At 65.6% G+C, this 23,963-nt stretch carries 21 protein-coding genes; 12 read left to right on the top strand and 9 right to left on the bottom strand.

Annotated elements, in window-relative coordinates; genetic code table 11:
- The first annotated feature begins 33 nt into the window (after positions 1-33).
- The 3 genes from AC5P7X_RS01685 (at position 34) to AC5P7X_RS01675 (ending at position 2,418) form a co-directional block, all read left to right on the top strand.
- Positions 34-684 (top strand): thiol:disulfide interchange protein DsbA/DsbL, encoded by a 651-nt coding sequence (locus AC5P7X_RS01685; protein WP_005419285.1) that lies wholly within the window; start codon positions 34-36, stop codon positions 682-684.
- 106 nt (positions 685-790) lie between these two features.
- Positions 791-1,627: a thiol:disulfide interchange protein DsbA/DsbL gene (locus AC5P7X_RS01680; RefSeq protein ID WP_053500287.1), complete on the top strand. Its 837-nt coding sequence runs from the start codon at positions 791-793 to the stop codon at positions 1,625-1,627.
- A 53-nt stretch (positions 1,628-1,680) separates the two neighbouring features.
- A complete protein-coding gene (locus AC5P7X_RS01675) occupies positions 1,681-2,418 on the top strand; it encodes an endonuclease/exonuclease/phosphatase family protein (protein ID WP_005419292.1) in 738 nt (245 codons plus the stop codon).
- A 78-nt stretch (positions 2,419-2,496) separates the two neighbouring features.
- Here the strand turns inward: AC5P7X_RS01675 and AC5P7X_RS01670 are convergent, their stop codons facing one another.
- The gene (locus AC5P7X_RS01670; RefSeq protein WP_080375111.1) at positions 2,497-3,372 is read right to left on the bottom strand and encodes an EamA family transporter; all 876 of its coding nucleotides are present in this window, start codon (positions 3,370-3,372) and stop codon (positions 2,497-2,499) included.
- A 72-nt stretch (positions 3,373-3,444) separates the two neighbouring features.
- On the opposite strand from AC5P7X_RS01670, the gene AC5P7X_RS01665 reads away from it, so the two are divergent.
- The 3 genes from AC5P7X_RS01665 to fhuE all read left to right on the top strand — a co-directional run bounded on the left by AC5P7X_RS01665 (position 3,445) and on the right by fhuE (position 6,892).
- Positions 3,445-3,927 carry an Lrp/AsnC family transcriptional regulator gene (locus AC5P7X_RS01665; protein WP_053500290.1) on the top strand — a complete coding sequence of 161 codons (483 nt, stop codon included), beginning with the start codon at positions 3,445-3,447 and terminating at the stop codon, positions 3,925-3,927.
- A gap of 77 nt (positions 3,928-4,004) precedes the next feature.
- Complete coding sequence (locus AC5P7X_RS01660; RefSeq protein WP_053500292.1) at positions 4,005-4,556, top strand: M23 family metallopeptidase; 552 nt, start codon at positions 4,005-4,007, stop codon at positions 4,554-4,556.
- 176 nt (positions 4,557-4,732) lie between these two features.
- A complete protein-coding gene (gene fhuE / locus AC5P7X_RS01655) occupies positions 4,733-6,892 on the top strand; it encodes a ferric-rhodotorulic acid/ferric-coprogen receptor FhuE (protein ID WP_053500294.1) in 2,160 nt (719 codons plus the stop codon).
- A 132-nt stretch (positions 6,893-7,024) separates the two neighbouring features.
- Here fhuE and AC5P7X_RS01650 read toward each other — a convergent pair whose 3' ends face one another.
- Positions 7,025-9,835, bottom strand: a complete 2,811-nt coding sequence (locus AC5P7X_RS01650; RefSeq protein WP_428992584.1) for a TonB-dependent receptor — start codon at positions 9,833-9,835, stop codon at positions 7,025-7,027.
- Positions 9,836-10,140: 305 nt separating this feature from the next.
- Between AC5P7X_RS01650 and AC5P7X_RS01645 the strand changes: the two genes are divergently transcribed.
- Positions 10,141-11,028 (top strand): hypothetical protein, encoded by an 888-nt coding sequence (locus AC5P7X_RS01645; protein ID WP_141750808.1) that lies wholly within the window; start codon positions 10,141-10,143, stop codon positions 11,026-11,028.
- A gap of 55 nt (positions 11,029-11,083) precedes the next feature.
- On the opposite strand, the gene AC5P7X_RS01640 is transcribed toward AC5P7X_RS01645, so the two are convergent.
- From AC5P7X_RS01640 to AC5P7X_RS01625, 4 genes are all read right to left on the bottom strand, one after another.
- Complete coding sequence (locus AC5P7X_RS01640; RefSeq protein WP_053500303.1) at positions 11,084-11,491, bottom strand: ExbD/TolR family protein; 408 nt, start codon at positions 11,489-11,491, stop codon at positions 11,084-11,086.
- An 87-nt stretch (positions 11,492-11,578) separates the two neighbouring features.
- Positions 11,579-12,571 carry an asparaginase gene (locus AC5P7X_RS01635; RefSeq protein WP_053500298.1) on the bottom strand — a complete coding sequence of 331 codons (993 nt, stop codon included), beginning with the start codon at positions 12,569-12,571 and terminating at the stop codon, positions 11,579-11,581.
- On the bottom strand, positions 12,568-13,758 hold the full coding sequence (locus tag AC5P7X_RS01630; protein WP_495214354.1) for a hypothetical protein: 1,191 nt from the start codon (positions 13,756-13,758) through the stop codon (positions 12,568-12,570). The genes AC5P7X_RS01635 and AC5P7X_RS01630 overlap by 4 nt, the downstream gene beginning before the upstream one ends.
- A 9-nt stretch (positions 13,759-13,767) precedes the next feature.
- The gene (locus AC5P7X_RS01625) at positions 13,768-14,664 is read right to left on the bottom strand and encodes a nitrilase family protein (RefSeq protein WP_495214353.1); all 897 of its coding nucleotides are present in this window, start codon (positions 14,662-14,664) and stop codon (positions 13,768-13,770) included.
- Positions 14,665-14,917: 253 nt separating this feature from the next.
- Between AC5P7X_RS01625 and AC5P7X_RS01620 the strand changes: the two genes are divergently transcribed.
- Together AC5P7X_RS01620 and AC5P7X_RS01615 are read left to right on the top strand one after the other, a co-directional pair.
- A complete protein-coding gene (locus AC5P7X_RS01620; RefSeq protein WP_053500301.1) occupies positions 14,918-16,903 on the top strand; it encodes a transglycosylase SLT domain-containing protein in 1,986 nt (661 codons plus the stop codon).
- Between the two features lie 172 nt (positions 16,904-17,075).
- Complete coding sequence (locus AC5P7X_RS01615; protein ID WP_329843304.1) at positions 17,076-18,296, top strand: multifunctional CCA addition/repair protein; 1,221 nt, start codon at positions 17,076-17,078, stop codon at positions 18,294-18,296.
- A gap of 53 nt (positions 18,297-18,349) precedes the next feature.
- Here AC5P7X_RS01615 and AC5P7X_RS01610 read toward each other — a convergent pair whose 3' ends face one another.
- Positions 18,350-18,784 (bottom strand): SseB family protein, encoded by a 435-nt coding sequence (locus AC5P7X_RS01610; RefSeq protein ID WP_005419309.1) that lies wholly within the window; start codon positions 18,782-18,784, stop codon positions 18,350-18,352.
- Between the two features lie 728 nt (positions 18,785-19,512).
- On the opposite strand from AC5P7X_RS01610, the gene AC5P7X_RS01605 reads away from it, so the two are divergent.
- Together AC5P7X_RS01605 and AC5P7X_RS01600 are read left to right on the top strand one after the other, a co-directional pair.
- Positions 19,513-20,106 (top strand): hypothetical protein, encoded by a 594-nt coding sequence (locus AC5P7X_RS01605; RefSeq protein WP_495214352.1) that lies wholly within the window; start codon positions 19,513-19,515, stop codon positions 20,104-20,106.
- Entirely contained in the window at positions 20,103-21,587 is a 1,485-nt protein-coding gene (locus AC5P7X_RS01600) for an XVIPCD domain-containing protein (protein WP_206620390.1), read from the top strand. Before AC5P7X_RS01605 ends, AC5P7X_RS01600 begins: the two co-directional genes overlap by 4 nt.
- Before the next feature lie 81 nt (positions 21,588-21,668).
- Here AC5P7X_RS01600 and AC5P7X_RS01595 read toward each other — a convergent pair whose 3' ends face one another.
- Both AC5P7X_RS01595 and AC5P7X_RS01590 read right to left on the bottom strand, forming a co-directional pair.
- Positions 21,669-22,004, bottom strand: a complete 336-nt coding sequence (locus AC5P7X_RS01595; protein ID WP_053498196.1) for a hypothetical protein — start codon at positions 22,002-22,004, stop codon at positions 21,669-21,671.
- On the bottom strand, positions 22,001-23,044 hold the full coding sequence (locus AC5P7X_RS01590) for a S41 family peptidase (RefSeq protein ID WP_069139187.1): 1,044 nt from the start codon (positions 23,042-23,044) through the stop codon (positions 22,001-22,003). Before AC5P7X_RS01590 ends, AC5P7X_RS01595 begins: the two co-directional genes overlap by 4 nt.
- A 414-nt stretch (positions 23,045-23,458) precedes the next feature.
- On the opposite strand from AC5P7X_RS01590, the gene AC5P7X_RS01585 reads away from it, so the two are divergent.
- On the top strand, positions 23,459-23,893 hold the full coding sequence (locus tag AC5P7X_RS01585) for a hypothetical protein (RefSeq protein ID WP_053498200.1): 435 nt from the start codon (positions 23,459-23,461) through the stop codon (positions 23,891-23,893).
- Positions 23,894-23,963: the final 70 nt, after the last annotated feature.

Here is a 23,963-nt window from a genome sequence, read left to right as displayed (position 1 = left end):
CGGCGTTGCTTTTTTCAACGGAGATGCGTGTCGATGAGGTTGATTTCCCGCCTGCTGTTGTCCGTGCTGGTGCTGCTGCCGCTGGCAGCCTGCGCCGCCACCCCCGCCAATGCCCCGCTGGTCGAGGGCAAAGACTACGAGCGCATCGCCCAGCCGGGCCCGTTCCAGCCGCTGGCCGGCAAGATCGAGGTGGTCGAAGTCTTCGGCTACACCTGCCCGCACTGCGCCCATTTCGAACCGCAGCTGGAAGCCTGGGCGGCCAAGCTGCCGGCCGACGTGCGCTTCACCCCGGTCCCGGCGGCCTTCGGCGGTGCCTGGGATGCCTGGGCACTGGCCTACTACGCCGCCGACGAAGTCGGCGTGGCCAAGCGCAGCCATGCCGCCGTGTTCAAGGCCCTGCACGAGCAGGGTTCGCTGCCGATGCAGAACGTCTCGGCCGATGAGCTCGCCACCTTCTACAAGGCCTACGGCGTGACCCCGGACCGCTACATCCAGGCCCTGCGCGGCGATGCCGTGCAGAAGAAGGTCGAGGCCGCGCGCGCGTTCGCCCAGCGCACCAAGATTCCGGGCACCCCGGCCATCATCATCAATGGCCAGTACCTGGTGCGCGGCAACAGCTTCGACGACCAGCTGCGCATTGCCTCGGCGCTGATCGCGCAGGCGCGCGCCGCCCGCGGCCGCTGAACCAACACCCACCACCGACACGGCGTTGTCGCCGCCACGTGTCATCATTTCCCCTTGGCCGGCGCCTGCCGCCGGCCCCACCTTTCCAGATGCTGGAGACGTTTCCATGAAGATCCGTTACGCCCTCGCCCTCGCAGCGCTGCTGCCGATCCTGGCCGCCTGCAAGGCCGACGACGGCAGCACCAACACCACCGCGGCGCCCGCCGAACCGGCAGCAACCCCGGCCACGACCACCGAACCGGCTGCCGCACCGGCGGCGGGCAGCGAAGGCGCCGCGCCGGCTGCCGCTGAAGGCGAGAAGACTCCGGCCGAAGCAACTCCGGCCGCCGCGCCGGCCCCGACCACTGCCGCACTGACCGGCCCGGCTCCGGTGGAAGGTGCCGACTACCAGGTGATCCCGAACGGCCAGCCGTTCCAGCCGGCCGCCGGCAAGATCGAAGTGACCGAGATCTTCGGCTACGTCTGCCCGGCCTGCGCCGCGTTCCAGCCGCTGGTCGGCCCGTGGAAGGCCGGCCTGCCCAGCGACGTGAACTTCGTCTACGTGCCGGCCATGTTCGGCGGCACCTGGGATGACTACGCCCGTGCCTTCTACGCCGCGCAGACCCTGGGCGTGCAGGAGAAGACCCACGAAGCGCTGTACGCCGCCATCCACTCGCAGAAGACCCTGAAGGGCGAGCGCGGCCGTGACTCGGTGGAAGACATCGCCAAGTTCTACGCCGCCTACGGCGTCGATCCGAAACAGTTCGCGGCCACCATGGGCAGCTTCGCGGTGAACGCCAAGACCAACTCGGCCAAGCAGTTCGCCCAGCGCAGCCAGATCAGCGGCACCCCGTCGATCATCGTCAACGGCAAGTACCTGGTGAAGGGCAAGAGCTTCCCGGACATGCTGCGCATCGCCGACCACCTGATCGCCCGCGAACGCGGTGCGGCCCAGGCTCACTGATCCAAGAGAAGCATTTCCCGGCCGTGAATTCCCCCCGTACACGGACCCTGCGCTTGCTGACGGCCAACATCCAGGCCGGCTCAAGTACCCGCCGTTACAGCGACTATGTGACCCGCAGCTGGTCACATGCGCTGCCGGCGGGTCGCAAGCGCAGCAGCCTGGACGCGATCGCCACCCTGGCGCGCGAACATGACATCGTCGGCCTGCAGGAGGCCGACCCGGGCAGCCTGCGCTCGGGCTTCACCAACCAGACCCATTACCTGGCCCAGCGCGCCGGCTTCAACTACTGGAGCCACCAGCCGAACCGGCGCATGGGCGGGGTCGCCTCCAGCGCCAATGGCCTGCTGAGCAAGCTGGAACCGGTGGAAGTGCAGGACCACGCCCTGCCCGGCCGCATCGGCGGGCGCGGCGTGCTGCTGGCCAAGTTCGGCGATGGTGCCGACGGCCTGGCGGTGGCGGTGGCCCATCTGTCATTGGGCGCGGGATCGCGGATGTCGCAGCTGGGCTTCATCGCCGAGCTGCTGTCCGACCACCCCAACGCGGTGCTGATGGGCGACTTCAACTGTCTGGCCGAACGCCCGGAAATGCAGGTGCTGTACCAGAAGACCCGACTGCAACCGCCCGGCTGCATCGTGCCGACCTTCCCCAGCTGGCGCCCCGACCGCGCCATCGACCACATCCTGGTCAGCAGTGGCCTGCAGACCCGTACCGTGGAAGCCGTGCCGGCCGCGTTCTCCGATCACCTCGCCCTGGCGATGCAGATCGACGTCCCGGCCGACGCCCTGCGCTGACCGCTCTTGGTAGGTGCCAACCTTGGTTGGCACGCCGCTCTGGTGGGTGCGGACCGTTGGTCCGCACGCTCTCTGCCGCTACCCGGCCTGGACCACCGGCACCTTCAATCGCCGCGCGGTCATCGTGCTGCCCACCGAAGCCAGCACCGTGCAGCCGATCGCCAGCCACTGCAGCCCGTGCAGGTGTTCGTGCAGCAGCAGCATCGCCCACAGCGCGGCCACCGCCGGCTCCATGCTGATCAGGATGCCGAAGGTCTCCTTTGGCAGGCGCTTGAGCGCCATCATCTCCAGCGACATCGGGATCGCGCTTGAGACCAGCGCCACCAGCAGGCCGGCGGCCAGGATCTCTGGATCGAGCAGCGCGGTGCCGGCATGCACCACGCCCACCGGCACCACCACCAGCGAAGCCGCCAGCAGCCCCAGCGACACCGAATGCCCGGCGTGCAGGTGTCCGGCACGCTTGCCGAACACGATGTAAAGCCCCCAACACGCCGCTGCGCCCATCGCATACAGCACGCCGGCCGGATCCAGCGCCGGGCCGCCGCCCAGCGGCAGCAGCAGCAACAACCCCACCACTGCGCAGCCCACCCAGACGAAGTCGATCGGTCGCCGTGATGACAGCATCGCCACCGTCAGTGGCCCGGTGAACTCGATGGCCACCGCGATGCCGAAGGGAATCGTGCGCAGGGCCATGTAGAACAGCAGGTTCATCAGGCCCAGGGTGAGCCCGTAGCGCAGGAGGGTGATCGCATCCGCGCGGCCGGTCTTCCAGCGCCACGGCCGCCAGAACAGCAGCAGCAACAGCGCTGAGAAGCCCACGCGCAGCGCGCTGGTGCCCTGGGCGCCGATCAGCGGGAACAGGTGTTTTGCGTAGGAGGTGCCGATGGCCAGCGAGGTGACCGAGCCAAGCACCGCCAGCGCCGGCAACATTGGCGCGAGTCGTGAGGTCTGCATGGGCAAAGTCTATTGCGCCCGCGCCGAGCACTTGGCTCAATTGACAGCCCGTTCGTGCAACTTCTGCTCACCATGGCTACCGCCCCCGTGCTCGACAGCTTCGACCGCGCCATCCTCGGCCTGCTGCAGCGGGACAACACCCTGCCGCAGCGCGAGATCGCCGAGGCCGTGCACCTGTCCACCCCAGCCGTGCAGCGCCGCATCAAACGCCTGCAGGACAGCGGTGTGATCGCGGCCAACGTGGCGGTAGTCGCCGCAGCCGAGGTCGGGCGACCGCTGACCATCATCGTCGAGGTGCGCGTGGTCAGCGAGCAGCGCGAACGCGTGGCGCCGTTCAAGCACCGCGTGCAGGACGACCCGGCGGTGCAGCAGTGCTATTCGATCACCGGCGACGGCGATTTCCTGCTGCTGGTGTCGGCCGCGTCGATGGAAGAGTACGAGGCGATCACCGAGCGGCTGTTCGGTGGCGATGACAACATCGAGCGCTTCCGCACCTCGGTTGCACTGGGAACGTTGAAGCGCAGTTTCGAAGTGCCACTGGACCCGGTTCTGTAGCGCGGAGCCATGCTCGACTGCGCTTTGACCGCAAAGCAACAGCCGCCGAGCATGGCTCGGCGCTACAGTCGGAGACCATGAACACTTCGCCCTCCCCCGCCCGTCGCCTGCGCCGCTGGCTGCTGCGCGGCCTGTGGCTGGTCATCGCGATCGTTGCCGCCATGGCACTGTGGAACAGCCCATGGGCCGCTGCACCGAAACTGCTGTGGACACTCTCGCGGATGCCTCCGGCCACCGAGCTTCCGGTGCCGGTGGAAGGTGTGCGGCCCCGCCAGATCGCCGATACCTTCGGCGCCCCACGCGGCCGTGACCGCTCCCACGCCGGCATCGACATCTTCGCCAGGCGCGGTACCCCGGTGCGCAGTGCCACCGCCGGCGTCGTCGTGGACATCAGCGACCGCGGCCTCGGTGGCCGCCAGGTGTGGGTGATCGGGCCCGGGCGCGAACGCTACTACTACGCGCATCTGGAGGGCTGGGCCGAGGGTCTGTCGCGCGGCCAGGTGGTCCAGGCCGGCGACCTGCTTGGCCACGTCGGCGACAGCGGCAATGCCAAGGGCACGCCGCCGCACCTGCACTGGGGCATCTACGGCACCGACGGCGCGCGCGATCCACTCCCGCTGCTGCGCTGACCCAGCCCACACCCGGATCATCGGGTCGATTCGTTCATTATTTGTAAATAGGAATAGTTCGTATTACGATTTCTTTCGTTTCCGGTGGCGCCAGGACGGCCTGCCCGCCCTCCCCCTACCCGTAGCGCCTCGCCTTCTGGATGCCGGCCGAGCGCACGTGCTCGTCCAGGACCCCCATGACCCGTTCCGCCTTCCGTACCCCGCAGCCGCAACGGCTGTCCGTTGCCGTGCTCGCCGTTCTCTGCGCCGTGGCCCCGGCCGCCTTCGCCGACACCGCCGCCGATCCGACCACCCTCGACAAGGTGGTGGTCAAGGGCGAACGCGCCGAAGGCTATTCGGTGCGCCGTACCTCGGCCGGCACCCGCTTCGACCTGGCGCCGCGCGAGATCCCTCAGTCGATCAGCATCATCAGCCACCAGCGCATCGAAGATCAGAACCTGGACGACATCATCGACGTGCTGGCCAACACCACCGGCGTGACCAGCACCCAGTCCGACAGCGAGCGCACCGAGTTCTACGCGCGCGGGTTCTACATCGATGCCTACCAGTTCGACGGCCTGCCGACACAGATGGTGCAGAACTGGAGCTACGGTGATTCCGGCCTGGATCTGGCGCTGTACGACCGCGTGGAAGTGGTGCGTGGTGCCACCGGCCTGCTCAGTGGTGCCGGCAATCCGTCCGCCTCGGTGAACCTGGTCCGCAAGCACGCCGACAGCGCCGAACTGGCTGGCAGCGTGTCGGTGAACGTCGGCAGCTGGGGCCGCACCCGCACCACGGTGGATGTGGGCAGCGCACTGAACGCCAGCGGCAGCGTGCGCGGCCGCGTGATCGGCAGCTATCTGGACACCGACGGCCAGATGGACCGCTATAACCAGCGCAAGACGCTGGGCTACGCCGTCATCGACGCCGACCTGACCCCGGACACCCAGCTGAGCGTGGGCTACGACTACCAGCAGAAGCGCGCCAATGGCGCGACCTGGGGTGGCTTCCCGATGCTGTACTCCGATGGCTCGCGCACGGGCTACGACGAATCGTTCAACGCGAGCCCGAAGTGGACCTACTGGGACACCACCAGCAAACGCGCCTTCGCCACCCTGCAGCACGCCTTCAGCAATGGCTGGAAGTTCAAGGTCGGTGCCACGCACGATGAGACCAAGGCTGACGACAAGCTGTTCTACCCGGCCTACAACGACTGGACCACGGGCGCATCGAACTTCGACAAGACCACCGGCGCGGGCATCTCGCCGTCTGCGGGCTTCTACAACACCGAGCGCAAGGTCACCGGCGTCGATGGCTACGTTGATGGTCCGTTCCAGCTGTTCGGCCGCGAGCACCAGTTCATGGCAGGCCTGAGCTACAACAAGCGCGAGTACGCCAACTACGGCGACTACCAGGTCGGCGGTGCCGGCCAGACCTGGGATCCGTTCGCAAGCTATCTGAACTGGACCGGCAACATCAGCGAGCCGAACTGGAACCCGCTGGCACTGGCCAGCGAGGGCACCATCACCCAGAAGGCCGGCTACGCGGCCGCGCGCCTGTCGCTGGCCGATCCGCTGAAGCTGATCATCGGCGCCCGCTACACCGACTGGAAGAGCGAGGGCGAAGGCGCCGACCGCGCGCACAAGGTCACCACGCCGTACGCCGGGCTGGTGTTCGACATCAACGGCACGTACTCGACCTACGCCAGCTACACCGAAATCTTCCAGCCGCAGACGCTGAAGGACCGCAACGGCAGCTACCTCGATCCGGTCGATGGCAAGAGCTACGAAGTGGGCGTCAAGGGGGCATGGTTCGACAACCGCCTGAATGCCTCGCTGGCGGTGTTCCGCATCGAACAGGACAACGTCGGCCAGGCCACCGGCGAACCCGTGCAGGGCAGCCAGAACGAGTTCGCCTATCGCGCCGCGCGTGGCACGGTCAGCCGCGGCTTCGAATTCGAGGTGAACGGCGAGCTGGCACCGGGCTGGAATGCCACCTTCGGCGCATCGCGCTACGTGGCCAAGGACATCAACGGCGCCGACATCAACACCAACCTGCCGCAGACCGCACTGAAGCTGTTCACCAGCTACACCCCGCAGTCGCTGCAGGCGCTGACCGTCGGTGGCGGTGCCAACTGGCAGAACCGCATCTACTACCCGGTACCGGCCTACGGCCGCATCGAGCAGGAAGGTTACGCACTGGTCAGTGCCTTCGTGCGCTACCGCATCTCGCCGGAGTTCAGCGTGCAGGCCAACCTCAACAACCTGCTGGACAAGAAGTACTACTCGCAGATCACCGGTTACGGTGCCTACGGCGATGGCCGCAATGGCTCGCTGACGTTCACCTGGGCATTCTGATCAGACGCGGGGTACGACCACCCCGCACCTGTAGCGCCGATCCCATGCTCGGCTCAGAGAATCAGCCGAGCGCGGGCTCGGCGCTACATCCGCAAGGCAGCGCCGGAACTGACCGGCGCTGCCACCCTCACATCAGAACCGCAGGTCCGCGCGCAGGTACCAGTAACGGCCACGCGGGATGTCGTAGGTCGAGGCGTCGTAGCCGTTCAACGAACACGACAGGCAGATCGGCGGATCCTTGTCGAACACATTGTTCAGGCCTGCGGTCAGCTGCAGCCCCTTCATCCATTCGATCTTGTAGCCCACCTGCATGTCGTGGAAGGTGGTGGCCGAGAGCGTGTTGGTGCCGTCGGCCTGGTTGCTGCACACCGGGAATGCCACGGCATCGCCGCAGTTCTCGGTGAGCTCGGAGATGTGCCGCACTGTCCAGTTCGCACTCCAGCGGTCCATCGTCCAGGCGATGCTGGCGTTGCTGGTCCATTCCGGAATGGAGCTGTCGGCCACTTCCACGCCCGGCTTCTGCGGCTGCTTCTGCCCGGCCGCGCCGGTGGCTTCGTAACGACCGACGAACGTGTTCTTCCAGGCCAGCTTGAACTGGCCGAAAGAGGTCTGCGGCAACGTCCAGAACAGGTCCACGTCCCAGCCGTCGGTCTTGATCGAGCCCAGATTGGTCAGGCGGTTGTTGAAGCTGCTGACCGCACCCGTGCTGGCGCGGGTGATGCCATCGCAGTACACCGGGTCGAGCGTGTCCACGCACAGGTCCAGCTGGGTCTGCGCGTTGATGGCCTGGATCGCACCATCGATGGCGTGGCGGTAGAAGGTCACCTCCACATCGAAGCGCTCCGACCACGACGCGTTGTTGCCGAACCACGGGCTCCACACGAAGCCAGTGCTGAAGCTGCGCGAACGCTCCGGTTCCAGATCACGATTGCCGCCGGTGGTCACCGAGATCTGCGAGTTGGCCTGCTGGAAGCCGGCCGGCACGCCCAGCGCGGCACAATTGGCGGCACTGCCACGTGGTGGCGTACCGCCCAGGCCCACCGAGCATGGATCGAACAGCTGCAGGTCGGCACGTGCGGCCGAGCCGTACAGTTCGCCGATGGACGGTGCGCGGAAACCCTCGGCGTACGTGGTACGCAGCACGAAGTCATCGGTCACCTGCCAGCGCAGGCCGTACTTGGGCGTGAACTCGCCACCGAAGGTGGAGTAGTCCGAATAGCGGCCGGCCAGGCTCAGGTCCAGCTTCTTGCCCAGCGGCGAGTCGGCGAAGATCGGAACGCTCAGCTCCAGGTAGGCCTCGTTGACGTCGTAGGAACCGGAGGTCGGCTGCGACGGTACGCCGTTGTAGTGGCCGATCACGGTCAGCGGATCCGGCTGGTACCAGCCCTTGTACTTGCGGTACTCGTAACCGCTGGCGAACGATACCGGACCCGCCGGCAGGGTAAACAGGTCGCTGGACAGGTTGGCGGTGAACAGGCTCAGCTCGTTCTGGCTGCGGTCGCGCACCACCGGCTGGATCCACTTCAGCATGTCCGGGGTGATCGAACCGACGCCACCGAAGATGTTCAACGGCACGCAGCCCGGCGTTGCCGCGCACACCGCCGGGTCACCCAGGGCCATGTTGACGTTGTAGATGTTGTAGCTGCCGTAGTTGGTCTGTTCGGCCTTGTTCTTGCTGTACATGCCGTTGACGTCCCAGTACCAGCTGCGGTCGGCGGCCTGGAAGTTGCCGACCAGGCCGGTGGCCACATAGGTCGTGTTGACCTCCTGCTTGAACACGCGCGCACCGCCTTCCACCGGGCGGCGGCCGATCAGGCTCATGTTGTCGCCGGAGACGAGATCGAAGCCGAACGGGTTGTACGGATTCAGGCGCGAGACCACGATGTTGTCGGCCAACGGATTGCCGGTGGCGCCATCGGGGCCGAAGAACAGCGGCTCGGGGCCGGCCTGGTTGGTCGACTCGCGGCGGTTGCCCAGCGCCTTGATGTACCACTGCACGTTGTCGGTGATGTCAAAGCGGAACTGGCCGAACAGGCCCTTGCGCTCGGACGGCGTGAGCACCATGTTGTACTCGGCGAAGTTGAAGCGGTCGGCGCTGGTGAAGCAGTGGTAGTCATCGCTGCGGTTGCAGCCGGCGCTGCCGTCATAGCGCGGGTTGGGCACGCCGCTGTTGGGCACGATGTCCTGCTCTGCACCGGTGTTGGGGTCGACGAAGGCGAAGCGGCCCTGTGGAATGCCGCCGCTGCCGAAGGCCAGGCCGGTGCCCGGAATCGGGAAGCGCGACTGCTCGCGATCCTTGGCGAATACCGGGTCCTGCTTGGTCCAGCTGGCGCCCAGGAACAGGCTGAAGCGATCACCGCTCTTGCCCCACGCCAGGTCCACGCCCTTCTGGGTGCCGTCGCCCTTGCTGTACTCACCATAGTTCAGGGTCACCTGCCCGCCATCGAAGTCGCGGCGGGTGATGATGTTGACCACGCCGGCGATGGCATCGGAGCCGTACAGCGACGACGCGCCGTCTTCCAGCACCTCGATGCGTTCGACGATGGCCAGCGGAATGGTGTTGAGGTCGGTGGCCGCACCGACGCCCGATGCGGACGACTCGTTGACCCAGCGGATGCCGTCAACCAGCACCAGCACGCGCTTGGCACCGAGGTGGCGCAGATCGACCTGCGCCGAGCCGGCACCCACGCCACTGCCATCGGGCGGGAAACCGAAGTTGCCGGACGAGTTGAACTTGGCGTTGAGCGCAGAGCCGGAACCGGTGAGCTGCTGCAGCACTTCGCCGATCGAGGTCAGGCCGGTGCGTTCGATGTCGCCACGGGTCAGGGTCTGGATCGGGACCTGGCCCTCGACTTCAGCGCGCTTGATGCGGGTACCGGTCACTTCCACCGCGTCCAGGTTGGTGGTGGATTGTGCAGCGGCACCCAACGGGGCCAGGGCCATCACGCACAGCGTGACGGCAACCGCCAACGGGCGGTGGTGCAGGTGATTCATTCGCTCTCTCTCCAAAGGAATGTCGGGACATGGACTGCCGCACCCCCCTGCATGGCGGCGCCGTCTCCTTTGTAAACAAGTGGTAAAAACATTGGCGTGACCGACGACACCCTTTCACGCAATCATTATGAATGAACTACGCGCATCCGGCGATTAGTGGAATTTAGGAATTATTTGAAATTCACGGCCCAGGGAAAATCCATGCATGAATCAGGCTGATACTCATGCCTCACAGGATGGAGCGGGGTTAAGTCGTGAGAGCAATCAGCACTGCGCTGTTTAAAGCAATCATTGTCCTTGCCGTAATTTCATTCACAGATGAAGCCAGAGCGGGCGGACTCATCGAGTGCAACAATTGTGCCTCGCCGAAGTCCGTGGCTTTGCAGTCTGGGTCTGGGCTTACTGTCGTAATCGACTTCGAAAAAGCACAACTGACTGCTTTCAATGTTGAGTATGACCGTGAACTCAGGAAGTGGCGGGCCATTTCCACCCCAGTCCCTAGCCAAATCCAAATGGCATTTCTGCGAATTGTGGAAAGCGTGTATACCCCCAATTCTCAGCCCGACCAAGCATTTCCAAAAGCGGGTGGAGCTGCCGTGGTCCCGCTCCACCCGGACAATCCAGGAAATTCTAATGGGGCGCGATTTCCAGATTCATACAAATCCTCCGACGCGTTCGAGATCGTCAATTCAGCAACCATGAGAACCCGGCTAGGCCAGTATCTTGCGCTGGAAATCGCAGGAGCAAATACCAGCAATCCCGGCTGGAACAGTTTCGCGCTTTCCATTCAACAATTTGCGCTTAGCTGGGCCAGCATCAAGGGCGGCGGCGCAGTTAATATAGTTATCACCTGGCGAGATGGTTCAAAAACCATTTATCGCATCACGCCTGACAATGTGACAGAAGCCAAGTATCAGAAGGGGGAAAGCCGCGACAGCACCGGCAACAAGGTGCCGGACGAGACCATTGCAGATCCCGCCACTGCTCCCTCATACGCCGGCCAATATTATTTCGGCCGCGAAGGTGATCTTGACAAATGGGTCCGCTCTGCACAGATGTATGGAGTCCCCGTCCAGCGCGGAAGCAGCAGCCGCATCTCTTGCAGTTGGGATGGTCGCACAGTCTACTGCCAGCAATACTGACACCCTCATCCGCCGCTCACGTCGCAATCTCCCCATGAGCGGCGGTTTAGAGACGCTATCGCACGAAGGCGATACGCTCCATGCCGGTGGCCTCGGCGGCGGCCAGGATCCGCGCCATGCCTTCGTACTCGGCCGACGGATCGGTGGCGATGCGCAGCTCCGGCAGGTTGCCGGCATGTTCACCGGCCTGTGCCTGCAGGCGCGCCTGCAGATCGCCGATGGCCATCGGCTGGCCATCCCAGCTCAGCTGGTTCGAGGCATCCAGGCGCAGCTCGATCGGCGGGGGCGGTTCGGGGCGATCGACCACGCGATCGGTGGCCTGTGGCAACTGAATGGCAATCGGCCGGGCCACGATCGGCGCGGTCACGATGAAGATGATCAAGAGCACCAGCATCACATCCACCAGTGGCGTGACGTTGATGTCCGCCAGCGGGCCGCTTCTTCCTGCGCTACTGAACGCCATGTGCCGCTCCCTGCAGCCGGGCCGTTCGCCCAAGGCCGACAGTACGTCGCCGATGCAGGCTGGCGGCAGTGTCTGCGCGTGGAGCATTCAGCTGCCGTTGCCACCGCCGTAGGCCTGCAGACGTTGCTGCAGAGAACCGAGTGCATCCGAGCCGATCAGCGCCCACAACAACAGGCGACACTTACGTGGGCACAGTGATCCCGCCATCAGCAGCCCCCGCCGCTGCAGGTGGATTTCGCTGCCAGCAAAGCCATAGGTGCGGCGTGCCGTCGCGCCGGCGCCGGTGCGCGAGGCGATGATGACGGGACGATGCACTGCGGCACGCGCCAAGGGTTCAACCCAACTGGACGGGACATGACCCGCGCCCATGGCCGCCACAACCAGCCCCTCGCATCCGCTCTCCAGCACCGAATGCAGCACCTCAGGACCTTCGCCCAGCACCGCCTCGAGCATGGCTATCCGTTGATGAACCCGTGTTGGCACCAGTGCAGGCAGTCGTTCCGGAGGCGATCCTTCATAGCTGCATTGCCCTTCCTGCACCCGTCCGATACAGCCTTTACCTGGCGATTGGAAGGCATCCAGATCCAGACTATGCACCTTGCGCACCTGGTCCGCCGCGTACAGTCGGTCCTGCATGGCGACGACCACCCCGCGCATGCGCGTGTGCGGATCCAGTGCCGCAATCGCCGCAGCCAGCACGTTTCCGGGCCCATCAGCACCGGCTGCATCAGCCCCACGCATGGCACCAGTCAACACCATCGGCTGCGGGTGCGGCCACAACAGATCCAACAGATACGCTGACTCCTCGAGCGTGTCGGTGCCCTGGGTGATGACCACGCCATCAGCGCCGTCGTCCACCATCGCGCCGGCCCAGTCGCGCGCAGCGAGAACGTCGACCCACGACAGCGACGCACTGGGTGACAGCCCAAGCGTATGCGTCTGCACCATTGCCAACCTGCCCAGACCGGGGACTACCTCCGCCAGCATCTGCGCAGAAACCTTGGGAACGATGCCCACGTCCGCCGCATCAACACGCATGCTGAGGGTGCCGCCGAGTGAGCCCAATGCCAGCCGTCTCATATCGCCCCCTTCAGTATCCAGCCCACTGCAGGGACGATCAGCAGAACGCCTGCCGCCATCGAGAGGAGATTGCCGATATACGGATGCACGTGTGCAGGCAAGCGAGCAGAACATGCCGCGGCCAGCGGTGGCGTCAGCAGTGCCCCCAGCAGCGCGGACAGCACCACCACCGCCGCGCTCCCGCCATAGGCAAGAATGCAGGCAGGAACCACGGAGACAATCGGGATGTACGTGGGATACCAGCCCCCCTGGATCCAGCGCTCCCGCCATACCCAGACCCCCACCGCGGAGGCGAGCGCCTGGCCGCACAGCAATGCCATCAGCCAACCGGTGCCATAGAAGGGTCCGGCCGGCTGCAGAAGGGCGGCAAGCAGTACGCCGCCGATCAGCCCGGCACTGGCGAGTTCGTTGCCCAGGAAGGGCGCTTCACTGAAGTCCGCCAGTACCCTGCGCATACCCCATTGCCAGCCATGCCGCGTGACGGGCGCAGCCGGCGCTGACCCAGGCGCAGCGGGAACCGGATTCCAGCCCAGCCGCCTCGCGGCGACAAAGGCGGCCGCGCTTGCCAGTGTCATTGCAAGGACGTTGCCGATGACGGCGGGCAGGCCCAGCGGTGCGCAGACCTGATTCACCAGCAACAACGCCAGCGGCGTGACCAGCAATGCGCCAGATGCAGCGGCGATTCCCGTAATCTTCCAGCCGCCACCGAACAGCAGCACCATCGCCGCCGGCAGCGATACCGCAGCAACAAACGTGGGTTGCCAGCGCCCGTCCTGCAGCGCGCTGGCAAATACCATGTTGGCAAGCACCAGTCCGCCGATCGAAGCTGCCGCGACCCAGGGCCAGCGGCCAGTGCCATAGCAGACTGGAAATCCCTGCCATCGCTTTCCTCGCCGGTGCGCCCAATGGGCCAGTGCAGCACCGCCGATCAGGCCGAGCGAGGCAAACTCATGCTTGTAGAAGGTCACTTCACTGGCATCGCCAACCCACCATCGCCAACGACCTGCCCATGTATCGAGGCTGCCCATCATCTGGGCGTGGTCTGGCCAGAGCTGGCCGGGAGACGCCGCGCCCCACCCGACCACCAGCGTCGCGACGATCACCACCGCGAACGCCGCGAGGAAGAGTGCCGAGCCGAAATGGCTGCGGGAGGCTGCCGCTTGAGCATGTGACGGAATGCGCGCCATGTCGGTCCCTCAGCGCGGCAGCATGGGATGCTGGCGATAGCCCAGCATCGGATCGAAGAGATCGGTACGCCGGTCGCGGCAGAGATCGTTGAGGGAATTCCAGATCGGCGCGCTGCGTGCCGTGGACAGGTCCACCTCGGCCATCACCAACGCTTCACCATCAGGCGCTGCGATCGGGGCCAGCGGCCATCCGTTGGTACCGACAATCAACGAGCACCCCAGGAAGCGATTCCCGCGATCTGTACCGACGCGGTTGGCCGCTGCGATGAACACGTTGTTGACGTGTGCGGCGGTCATCGTCAGATAGCTGGCCATGCAGCGTCCGCTTTCATCGAACAACGGCAGCGGTGTCCACACCCAGCAGTTGAGGCTGAGGATGATGTCGGCCCCCTGCAGCGCAAGCAGACGCGGCACCTCGGGGAACCAGACATCCCAGCAGATCATCAGGCCGATGCGGCCAATGCTGGTCTCGAAAACCGGGTAGCCGAGATCTCCTGCACAGAAGTAGAGCTTTTCGCGGCACCACAGGTGGGTCTTGCGATAGCGTCCGATATAGCCGCCGGGCCCGAACAGCACGGCGGTGTTGTACAGACGGCTGCCATCGTATTCAGCAATACCCACGGCCAGGTGAATGCCCGCCTCGCGCGCGAAGGCTTCCCAGAACCGCGAGGTCGGCCCCTCCGGCACCGACTCAGCCATCGCGAACGCCTCCGCCCGACTGCTGAACGAATAGCCAGTGCAGCATAGCTCGGGCAGCACGATCAGGCGGGCCCCACGTTCCAATGCCTGCGTGGCAAGCAGGCGCGCCCGTTCGATGTTGGCGGGGACGTTCTCCGGCCCGCACTGTGGGTCGAACTGGATGACGGCAACCGAGACAGGACTGAACGGCTTGGGCTGATCTGACATGCGATGGTCCTCTGCAGGGGCGGAGCGGCTGCTTCCGTTTGACTGCAGCAGGCACCCGTTGTACGGCCGCTTCAACTGGCAAAAGCGTCAACTGCGCGAAACGCCTTCAAAGTGGGCTTTATGCGACGACTCTCACTGAATTCCGCGCTGGACCGGCCCGAGCATCCGGCCTGACCCACCGCCAAAGCGGGCCATTTGCATCAGTGCAGCCACCGTGCACGCAATGCGAAACTGAATTCAGCCATTGCCCGCTATGCTGCCCGCCATGACCCGACGCACTTCGACCGCCCTGTCCCTGCTGCCCTTGGCCACCACGCTGCTGATCGGTTGCGCCAATGCCCAGTCCCTCGACGCCCAGAACGCGCAGCTGAAAGCCGCGATCGCAGCCGCCGAACGCGGCCAGTTCGATCCTGGCCAGGCCGCTGCGCTCAGCCGTCACCCGGCCTATGGCTGGCTGGAGTACGCCAACCTGCGCCGCAACATCGATACCGTCGACAACGCGCAGGCGCAGGCCTTCCTCAAGCGCTACGACGGCCAGGCCGTGGCCAGCACCTTCCGCAGCGTGTGGCTGCCCTCGCTCGCACGCCGCCAGGACTGGCCGACCCTGCTGGCCAACTGGGCGCCCACCGACAACACCGGCCTGCGCTGTGCGCAGCTGACCGCGCGCCAGGTGACGGGCAAGGTCGATCCGCAGTGGATCAGTGAAGCGCAGGATCTGTGGCGCAAGAACGGCAAGTCGCTGCCGGACGGCTGTGATGCCGTTTTTGCCGTGCTGCAGGCACAGGGTGGCCTGAGCGACGCCCTGCGCTGGGAACGCATCGATGCCGCCGCCGATGCCCAGCAACCGGCGGTGATGCGCAGCGCTGCACGCGGCCTGCCTGCCGCCGACCTGGCGCTGGCGAACAATTACGCCGCCTTTGTCGACAAGCCCAACGCCAGCGCGTTGAACTGGCCGCGCAACGAGCGCAGCCGGCGCATCGCCACCGATGGCCTGGCCAAGCTGGCCAAGGCCGACCCCGGCGCCACCGAGCAGCAGCTGCCGCAGTACGCCCAGACGCTCGGCCTGAGTGCCGACCAGCAGGGCCAGGTGCTGTACCAGATCGCGCTGTGGACAGTGGCCTCCTATCTGCCCGATTCGGCACGTCGCCTCAACGCGGTGCCGGAGTCGGCCTATGACGAACGCCTGCACGAGTGGCGCGTGCGCGAAGCGATGTCGCGCGGCGACTGGCCGGCGGCGCTGACCGCCATTCGCAAGATGGGCAGCAAGCAGCGCAGCGACCCGCGCTGGCGCTACTTCGAAGGCCGCATGCTGGAGAAGACCGGCCAGGCCCAGCAGGCGCAGCCGCTGTTCCGCGAGGCCGCGCGCGCGCCGACCTTCCACGGCTTCCTCGCCGCCGACAAGCTGCAGCAGGGCTACACCCTGTGCCCGTGGAAGCCGAACGACAGCGCACAGGCACAGGCGGTGATCGCGCGCGACCCGGCCATCCAGCGCGCGATGGCGCTGTACCAGATCGACCGCGCTGGCTGGGCCGTAGCCGAATGGAACAGCGCGCTGTCGCGCTTCGATGACACCCAGCGCCGCCTCGCCGTGCGCGTGGCGCAGGACAATGGCTGGTTCGACCGCGCCGTGTTCGCGCTCGGCAAGCAGCCGCAGGAACAGCGCCTGTACGACCTGCGCTTCCCGCTGCATCACGACGCCACCATCCGCCGCGAATCGGCACGCAACGCGATCGACCCGGCCTGGGTGGCCGCGGAGATCCGCGCCGAGAGTACCTTCACTCCGCGTGCGCGCTCGCCTGCCAATGCCATGGGCCTGATGCAGGTGCTGCCGGCCACCGGTGCCAGCGTGGCCAAGTCGATCGGCCTGACCGGCTACGGCGGCGCCGACAGCCTCTACGACCCGGACACCAACATTGCCATCGGCACCGCCTACCTGCGCCAGCTGATGAACAAGTACGACGGTCTGCCGTACGTGACCATCGCCGCCTACAACGCCGGCCCGACCCCGACCGCACGCTGGCAGGGCCAGCGCCCGGGCTTCGATCCGGACCTGTGGATCGAGACCATCAGCTACAAGGAAACCCGCGAGTACGTTGCCCGCGTTCTGGCCTTCAGCGTGATCTACGACTGGCGCCTCAATGGTGATGCCCTGCCACTGAGCGACCGCCTGATGGGCCGCCTGGTCGACAAGCGCAAGAACTTCAGCTGCGCCGCCAACGCCGAGCAGGGCGGCGATTGATCGCACAGCGGTCGTGCCGGCGGCTGGCCTCGATCGGGGGGTGGCGCGGCCTGCCGTGATGCCTCTGTATTGGTAGTGCCGGCCGCTGGCCGGCAACCGCAGCCATTCCGAAGCTGCCGGCCAGCGGCCGGCACTACCGGAACATCTGCGCCGGCCGTGCGATCATTCCCCCATGAAGATCTATCTTGTCGGCGGCGCCGTGCGCGACCGCCTGCTGCAGCGCCTTGCCGGCGACCATGACTGGGTGGTGGTTGGCGCCACGCCCGCGCAGATGGAAGCGCAGGGCTACACTGCGGTTGGCCGTGACTTCCCGGTGTTCCTGCACCCGAACACGGGTGAGGAATACGCACTGGCGCGCACCGAGCGCAAATCCGGCCGCGGCTATCGCGGCTTCGTGGTGGATGCTGATCCGGCCGTAACGCTGGAAGAAGACCTGCAGCGCCGCGACTTCACCATCAACGCGATTGCCTGCGACGAAGACACCGGCACGCTGGTCGATCCCTACGGCGGTGTGCGCGATATCGAGCAACGCGTGCTGCGCCATGTCGGTCCTGCGTTCGTCGAAGATCCATTGCGCGTGCTGCGCGCGGCCCGTTTCATGGCGCGCTTCGCACCGCTGGGCTTTACCGTCGCCGAAGAGACCATGGCGCTGATGCGCGAGGTCGCCGCCAGTGGCGAGCTGGACGCGCTGGTGCCGGAGCGCGTCTGGCAGGAACTGCGCAAGGCGCTGGTCAGTGAGCGGCCCTCCGCCTTCCTGCGCACGCTGCACGATGCGCATGCCCTGGGCCCGATCCTGCCCGAGCTGGAAGCGCTGTACGGCGTGCCGCAACGTGCCGAGTTCCACCCCGAGGTCGATACCGGCATCCACCAGGAAATGGTCAGCGACATGGCCGCGAAACTGGCGCCGGGTGATGACCTGGTCGGCTTCGCTGCGCTCACCCACGATCTCGGCAAGGGCCTGACCCCGCCGGAGGAATGGCCGCGCCACATCATGCACGAGCAGCGCGGCATCAAGCCGCTGAAGGCACTGTGTGCGCGGTTGAAGATTCCCGCCGAGCACCAGCAGCTGGCCGAAGCGGTCTGCCGCGAGCACTTGAACGTGCACCGCATCGACGAACTACGCGATGCCACCGTGCTGGAACTGCTGGGCCGCTGTGATGCGCTGCGCCGGCCGGAACGCGTGGCCCGCATCGCGTTGTGCTGCGAGGCCGACAAGCGCGGCCGGCTCGGTTTCGAGGATGCCGACTACCCGCAGGGCGAAACGCTCAAGCGCCTGCACCGGGCAGCGCTGTCAGTGCAGGCCAGGGATCTGGATACCACCCATCTGAAGGGCCCGGCCATCGGCGAAGCGCTGGCCAAGGCGCGGGTGAAGGCGATTGCCGCTGCCCGCTGAAGCACCTGGTAGTGCCGGCCGCTCCGCTGGCCGGCACCCCTAAATCGCTGGCTTCAATGCGCCATGCCGCGGGTGATCGCCGCCGCCCGCTGCTTCAGCTGGGCCACGGCATCGGGAATCATCTCCATGCCCACGTCCAGGCCCGGGTTCAGCACCAGGCCGACGCCGTCGCCGATACCGGCCAGCAGCGCGTGCACCGCGATCGGCATGGCATGCGCGAACTGCGGCAGCTGCTCGTGCCACAGGCCGGCGCGCTCGGGAGCCGTGAACACCGCGAACATCGGCTCGCCGCTCTCGCTGGTCAGCACCAACGGCGAGATGCTCTCGTCCCAGGCGCCATCTTCGCCGATGGCCTTGTCCAGCAGCACGAACGCCGTCGAGGTCAGCAGGCCGTCGAGGAACTGCGCTGCGGTCAGCGTGCCGTCCTGGGCCTGCAGCAGGCGCACCTCGAGGTCGTTGAGGGGTTCGAACGGGGTGTCGTGGTCCATGGTCGGTTCCGGTACGTGGTTGCAGGGCAGACTTTAACAGGCCTAGGGTGAGGCACGACAGCGCATTGGCAGGGACACGCGGGGCGTCGGCGACCGTTGTACCAAAGCGCCCAGCGTTCACCGGTCTGGATCCAGCCAAAGGGAATCGGGGCCGCGGAAATCTTGATGGCCTTGGGGGGAAAGCATGGCGGGCAGGATTCGGCCGGCCGCTGATTCTGCGAACGCTGCTCGCCCCTGAACCGTTCGACGAGGTAACTGTTGAGACCTGCTCCAACAGTTTGATGAAACCGTCAATGTGTCCGATTCGCTTGTGGCTGCGTGCCGGCGCCGCACCACTCAATCCTGGAAGGACGTTGAGACTGGCATGACCAAGAGCTTTGAGCACGGCTGGAGCGGGTCGTATAGTCGTGTGACGTAGAGCAATGGAACGCCGATGAACGCTACCTCGCAAGGCCTCGCGCCACAGGCATGCATAGATGGAGGCCAAGGAAGCTGGCAGCACGAGCGGCGCAACCTGTCGCATGTGCCCCTTAACGCGGGACATCGCGTCGTCTTCCTCGGCCATCCCTCCTGTCCAGCCGATCAAGGATCAGGGCAATCCTGCCGGTATCGTCACGCGCAGAGAACCGTGCCCCGTAGTAACGCTGAAGAGGCGCCTACCTCAATAAGCGACATGGACCGCTCATGCTGAAACCCTCCCCCCCCTCACTCACGTGGCGTTGATAGCCTTGATCACACTGGCCGTTTCTGGGTGCAACAAGGAACGCTCATACCCGGTCTATCGCGAGAATCCTGCACCCAAGGATGCGCTACCGATTGTGATCCGGGTCCACGATGCGCCTGTGGAGCTTACCCTCCCGAAGGTTTTCGTCTCCTACGAGATAGATCCGCTCTGCCTCCCACCGATCAACAACTACGAGGGTGTGCAGTACGCCCCCCAACGGCAGTCAGTAGAGTTCCCAGTACAACGCGTCAGTGCAACCGAGTTCAGCAGCACCGTGTTCGAGGACGGCATGGCAGTCGCTGACTATTACGGGCGCGGGCCATGCGAATGGAAACCCAGCATCATTCGAGCTTCATTCCCAGTCATTTCCGAGGGACGCGAAGGCTTCATATCAGTTGCCGTCCACCATCTCGAACTGAAGAAACTACTCACGTCGATTTCGTACGCAGACAGTCAGATGACCCTGCAAACAAAGAGTTCGACCCCGGGGTGGGTGCGAACGCAGTCCCAGTATAGCTACGACAGATTGTCTGATATCGAGAAGCAGAAGTACTTTGCCATAGAGATATCGTCTCCTTCGAAAGGAATCGTCCCATGAGACCTCTAACCAATGCAGCCCTGGCCAATGCAGCCTACTCTCCACCGTCACATCCAGCTCCAGGCGATAAGGAATCGCTGCGCGTTGAGGGCGAAGACTTCGAAGTTCTAGGGCGACGTGACGCAGCCAGCGGCTATCAAGGGGTTGTGTACCGGAACATCAAGACCAACGAGATCATCATCGCCCATCGAGGCACCGAGTTTGATCGCCAGGCCATACTTGATGGCGGCGTCGACGCAGCGATGGTCAGCGCCAGAGTTAACGCACAGATTGATGATGCCCTCGTACTGACCAAGCAGGCAATCAAGCAAGCTGAGGAAAACGGATACGGTCCGGTGTACGTCACTGGACATTCCCTAGGCGGCGCACTCGCGCAGATCAGTGCCCACCACTACAATCTTCCTGGCGACGCCTTCAATCCCTACGGCGCTGCAGGGTTGGCGTATCGCCTGCCTGAAGGCCAGCCGGCCAATGCGGCGCCCTTCACCAACCATGTGATGGCGGGCGACCTGGTTAGTGCGGCCGGCCCTCATTACGGCAAGGTTGAGATGTACGCACTCCCCAAGGAACTGGGAGTCTTGCGCGATGCCGAGCAGGGCCAGCGCATCGCCTCGCTCGTATCGCTTGGGATGAAAAGCGGCCATGTCATGTCCGCTGCGGTTGCGGTCCAGTTGGGTGATTCCCATCGAATGGTTCACTTCATTGACCGTATGACCGACAAGGGCCCAGTGCAGTCCGTACTGGACGACCCCGAGGCGCGGATCACTGATGCCGAGGACCTACGCCGGATAGCGGAGTATCGCAAAGACATCCACCAGTTGCGGCTGGGGGCGACCGTACTTGTCGGCGGTGGCCCTGGACTCCTGCGCGACGGGGTCAATTACCTTCGCGGCACTGAGGAAGCCGGAGCGTACGCCCGTCGCGAAGCCGAAGCCGTGCAGCGCGCAGAAAGTGCATTGAAGCCTGGGGAGCGTCTGGTCCATGAGACAACCGAAAAGGGCTCGCCCTCTCTAAGCAACCCAGGCTTCGCTCCCAAGAGCCCATTGCAGGAAAGAATCGAATCAACCTTGGACAAGGCAGGCCTGGATCCCCGAACGGAAGGCCACCCCGACCATGCGCTCTACCGGCAGATTCGCGACGGTGTATCTGCCGTGGATGCCAAGCACGGGCGCAGCTTCGATGAAACCAGCGAGCGGATGACGGCCAGCCCGCTTGCAACGGCCAGGCGCAGCGGCCTGGAACGCGTCGATCATGTTGTCTTGGGCAATCCTCCCAGCGATGGTTCAGGCCCTCGCATGTTCGTCGTGCAGGGAGCGCTCGACAATCCGGCACACCTGCGGGCGTCGATCGCGGTCAGCGAGGCCGTCAATACACCCGTAGAACAGTCGCTCGCCAAGGCCGAGCAGATTTGGCAGGCACAGCAGGTCGCTCAACAAGAGCAAACCCAAGAGCAGACCCGAACAGCGATCCGCATGGGCTAGGCCAGCGTGGATTGCTTGGCCCCACCCGAGGCTAGCGCCCGCTGGAACGACCTGCTAAGGCCATGTCGGCCCGCCCTCTTTCTAGGAGGCATACAGGTGCCGCCACATCCATCCGGCCACCGCCAGCCCCGCCACCACCACCAGCATCAACGGCAGGCCGAAGCGGTGCCGCCACGGGATCGGCACCCCGCCCAGCTGCTGGTCCATGGTCTCGGTATCGAGCACCCAGCCGTGCTCGCAGCGGGTGCAGGCCAGCTCGTAGCGGCGCTGGTAGGTGAAGCCGAACAGCAGGTCGATGCGCGCCATCCTGTAGCGCAGCTGCGGGGCGAACTCGGTTTCCGTCTGGCAGCGCAGGCAGTGGTGCGCCTCGGTGGGGCCGACGATCAGCACCCGTTCCTGCTGGCCGATCAGGATCATGACCGGGTGCCCTGGCAGGCGGGCTGGGCCAGCAGCCAGGCCTGGGCGGCGGCCACGGTGGCGGCGTCACCCTCGACGCGCTGGTCGGGCTCGATCTTCAAGCCATCGCCACGATCATTGCGGTCCCGCATCACGCTGGTGGTCAGCAGCAGGCGACTGCCATCGGCAAGCGTGTGCACGACATTGCCAGTGGAGACACCCGCAGTAGGCTGACCGAAACTCCTCGTCTGCGGACGACCACGCCACGCCAGCACCGAGGCCTCGCCCGAACTGCCGGTGCGCGGCCCGAACAGCACCGCCACCGGCGCGCCGGGCTGCCGCAGCACATAGCCGGACTGGCCGAAGTCCAGCACCGACTTGCCTGCACGCTGTACAGCGGTCGCGGTCAACGTCCAGCGCTCCGGCCCCTGTGCGGCTTCGAACGCTCCCACATCTTCGTTGTTCACCACCGAGGTGCGCAGCAACGGTGCCATGCCCAGCAGCATCGGCCACATGTTGCCACCGCTGTTGTCACGCAGGTCGACGATCCAGCCACAGCGCATGCCGTCGTCCTTGCTACGGATTACCTGCTGCCACCGCGCGGCGCGCTGGATGTCCTGGCGGAATTTCTCCTGCGGCGTCGCGCCGGGCATAGGGGCATAGCCCTCGATGACCACCCAGCCGATGCGCGCATCCACCGCATCGACGGCCTTGGCCCGGTCCACGGCGGCGGCACCGGCCTGCTGCGCGCGCGCAAGGGATTCACGCTGGCGCTGGGTCGTGGTCCATGCACCATGGTGGCCGGTGCTGAGCGCAATGGCTTCGCGCAGAACGGCCAGCCGTTGCGCGGGGTCGCCCTGCGCCGATTGCAGGCGGATGCGGATGGCGGGCCAGTCCACCCGATCGCGATACAGCGCCTGGCGTTCAAGCAGGCTGAGGATCTCGGCCAGGGCCTCCGGCGAGGGCACCTCGACCGTGCTTGGCGTATCGGCCATGGCGCCGGTCGCCAGCAACACGAACATCAGCGCGCCGATGCGACGCACTCCCTTGCGAACCTGCATGCGACGCTTCCTTGTCGTTGAGTCAGGACCGCAGCATAACCGGGGCATGACCGCTTGCGCCACGCGCGAACTGTCGTATCCGGCCCGGTCGCTGGTTGCAGCAAAGCGGCTTGCGTGCAGTCACCACATTGCAACTTTGCCCATGTCATCGCGGCGCACAACGCGCCAAGGTGGCCCCCGTCGGCGCTTCCTGCGCTGACCGGGATTGGCGTCCTGAATGAAGCTTTTCACGAGCGGGCTTGCAACGTCGTTGCCGGCCCGAACAATGCACCGTCCGTCGTTCTGCGGCGGGCGGTGCGTGGGGATCCCCGATCCGCCGGCGTCATTCCTCGTGAAGAGCTTCACCGGCACGCCAACCCGCACCGCCCGCCACCTTGCATCCCGCAGGTGGCCTTGCCTTGTGAGGTTGCTGCCATGAACACGCCCTACCCCACCTATCCACGCCTGCAGGCACTGCTCGGTGCTGCATTGCCCGACCTGCAGCTGTCCACTACGGCAGCCGAAGCGCTGGAAGATGCGCTCACCGAAGCCGACGAACAGGCGCCGCCGTCGGCGTTCTTCGCCCGGTTGCGCGGCATCGCAAACAGCCACGGGGCCGACGGCCAGGCGTGGCGCGAGCGGCAACTCAGCGAGGCGCGCAGCCGGGAACTGGCCGAGGCAACGCGCTGCCTGGCGGCAGTGTCTGCGTGTGGGGGCGTGTTGCTGGCGGCGCAGTCGGCGCGCGAGATGGATGGTGCGCAGGCGCAGTGTCCACCGCAGGTGGAGGAAGGGCTGCTGCATGCGGTGGTGGTGCTGGCCGATCATGCCGGAGCGTTGGTGGAGCCGGATGCGGGCGCGCCGTTGTCGTAGAGCCGAGCCTACGCTCGGCTGCGCTGTGCTCATGGCGTCGGTGGGATTCGTGCCGACCAAGGTCGACACC

This window comes from Stenotrophomonas sp. YJH_SMC_53, from assembly GCF_059369995.1.
This window is presented reverse-complemented; position numbering and strand designations above follow the sequence as displayed.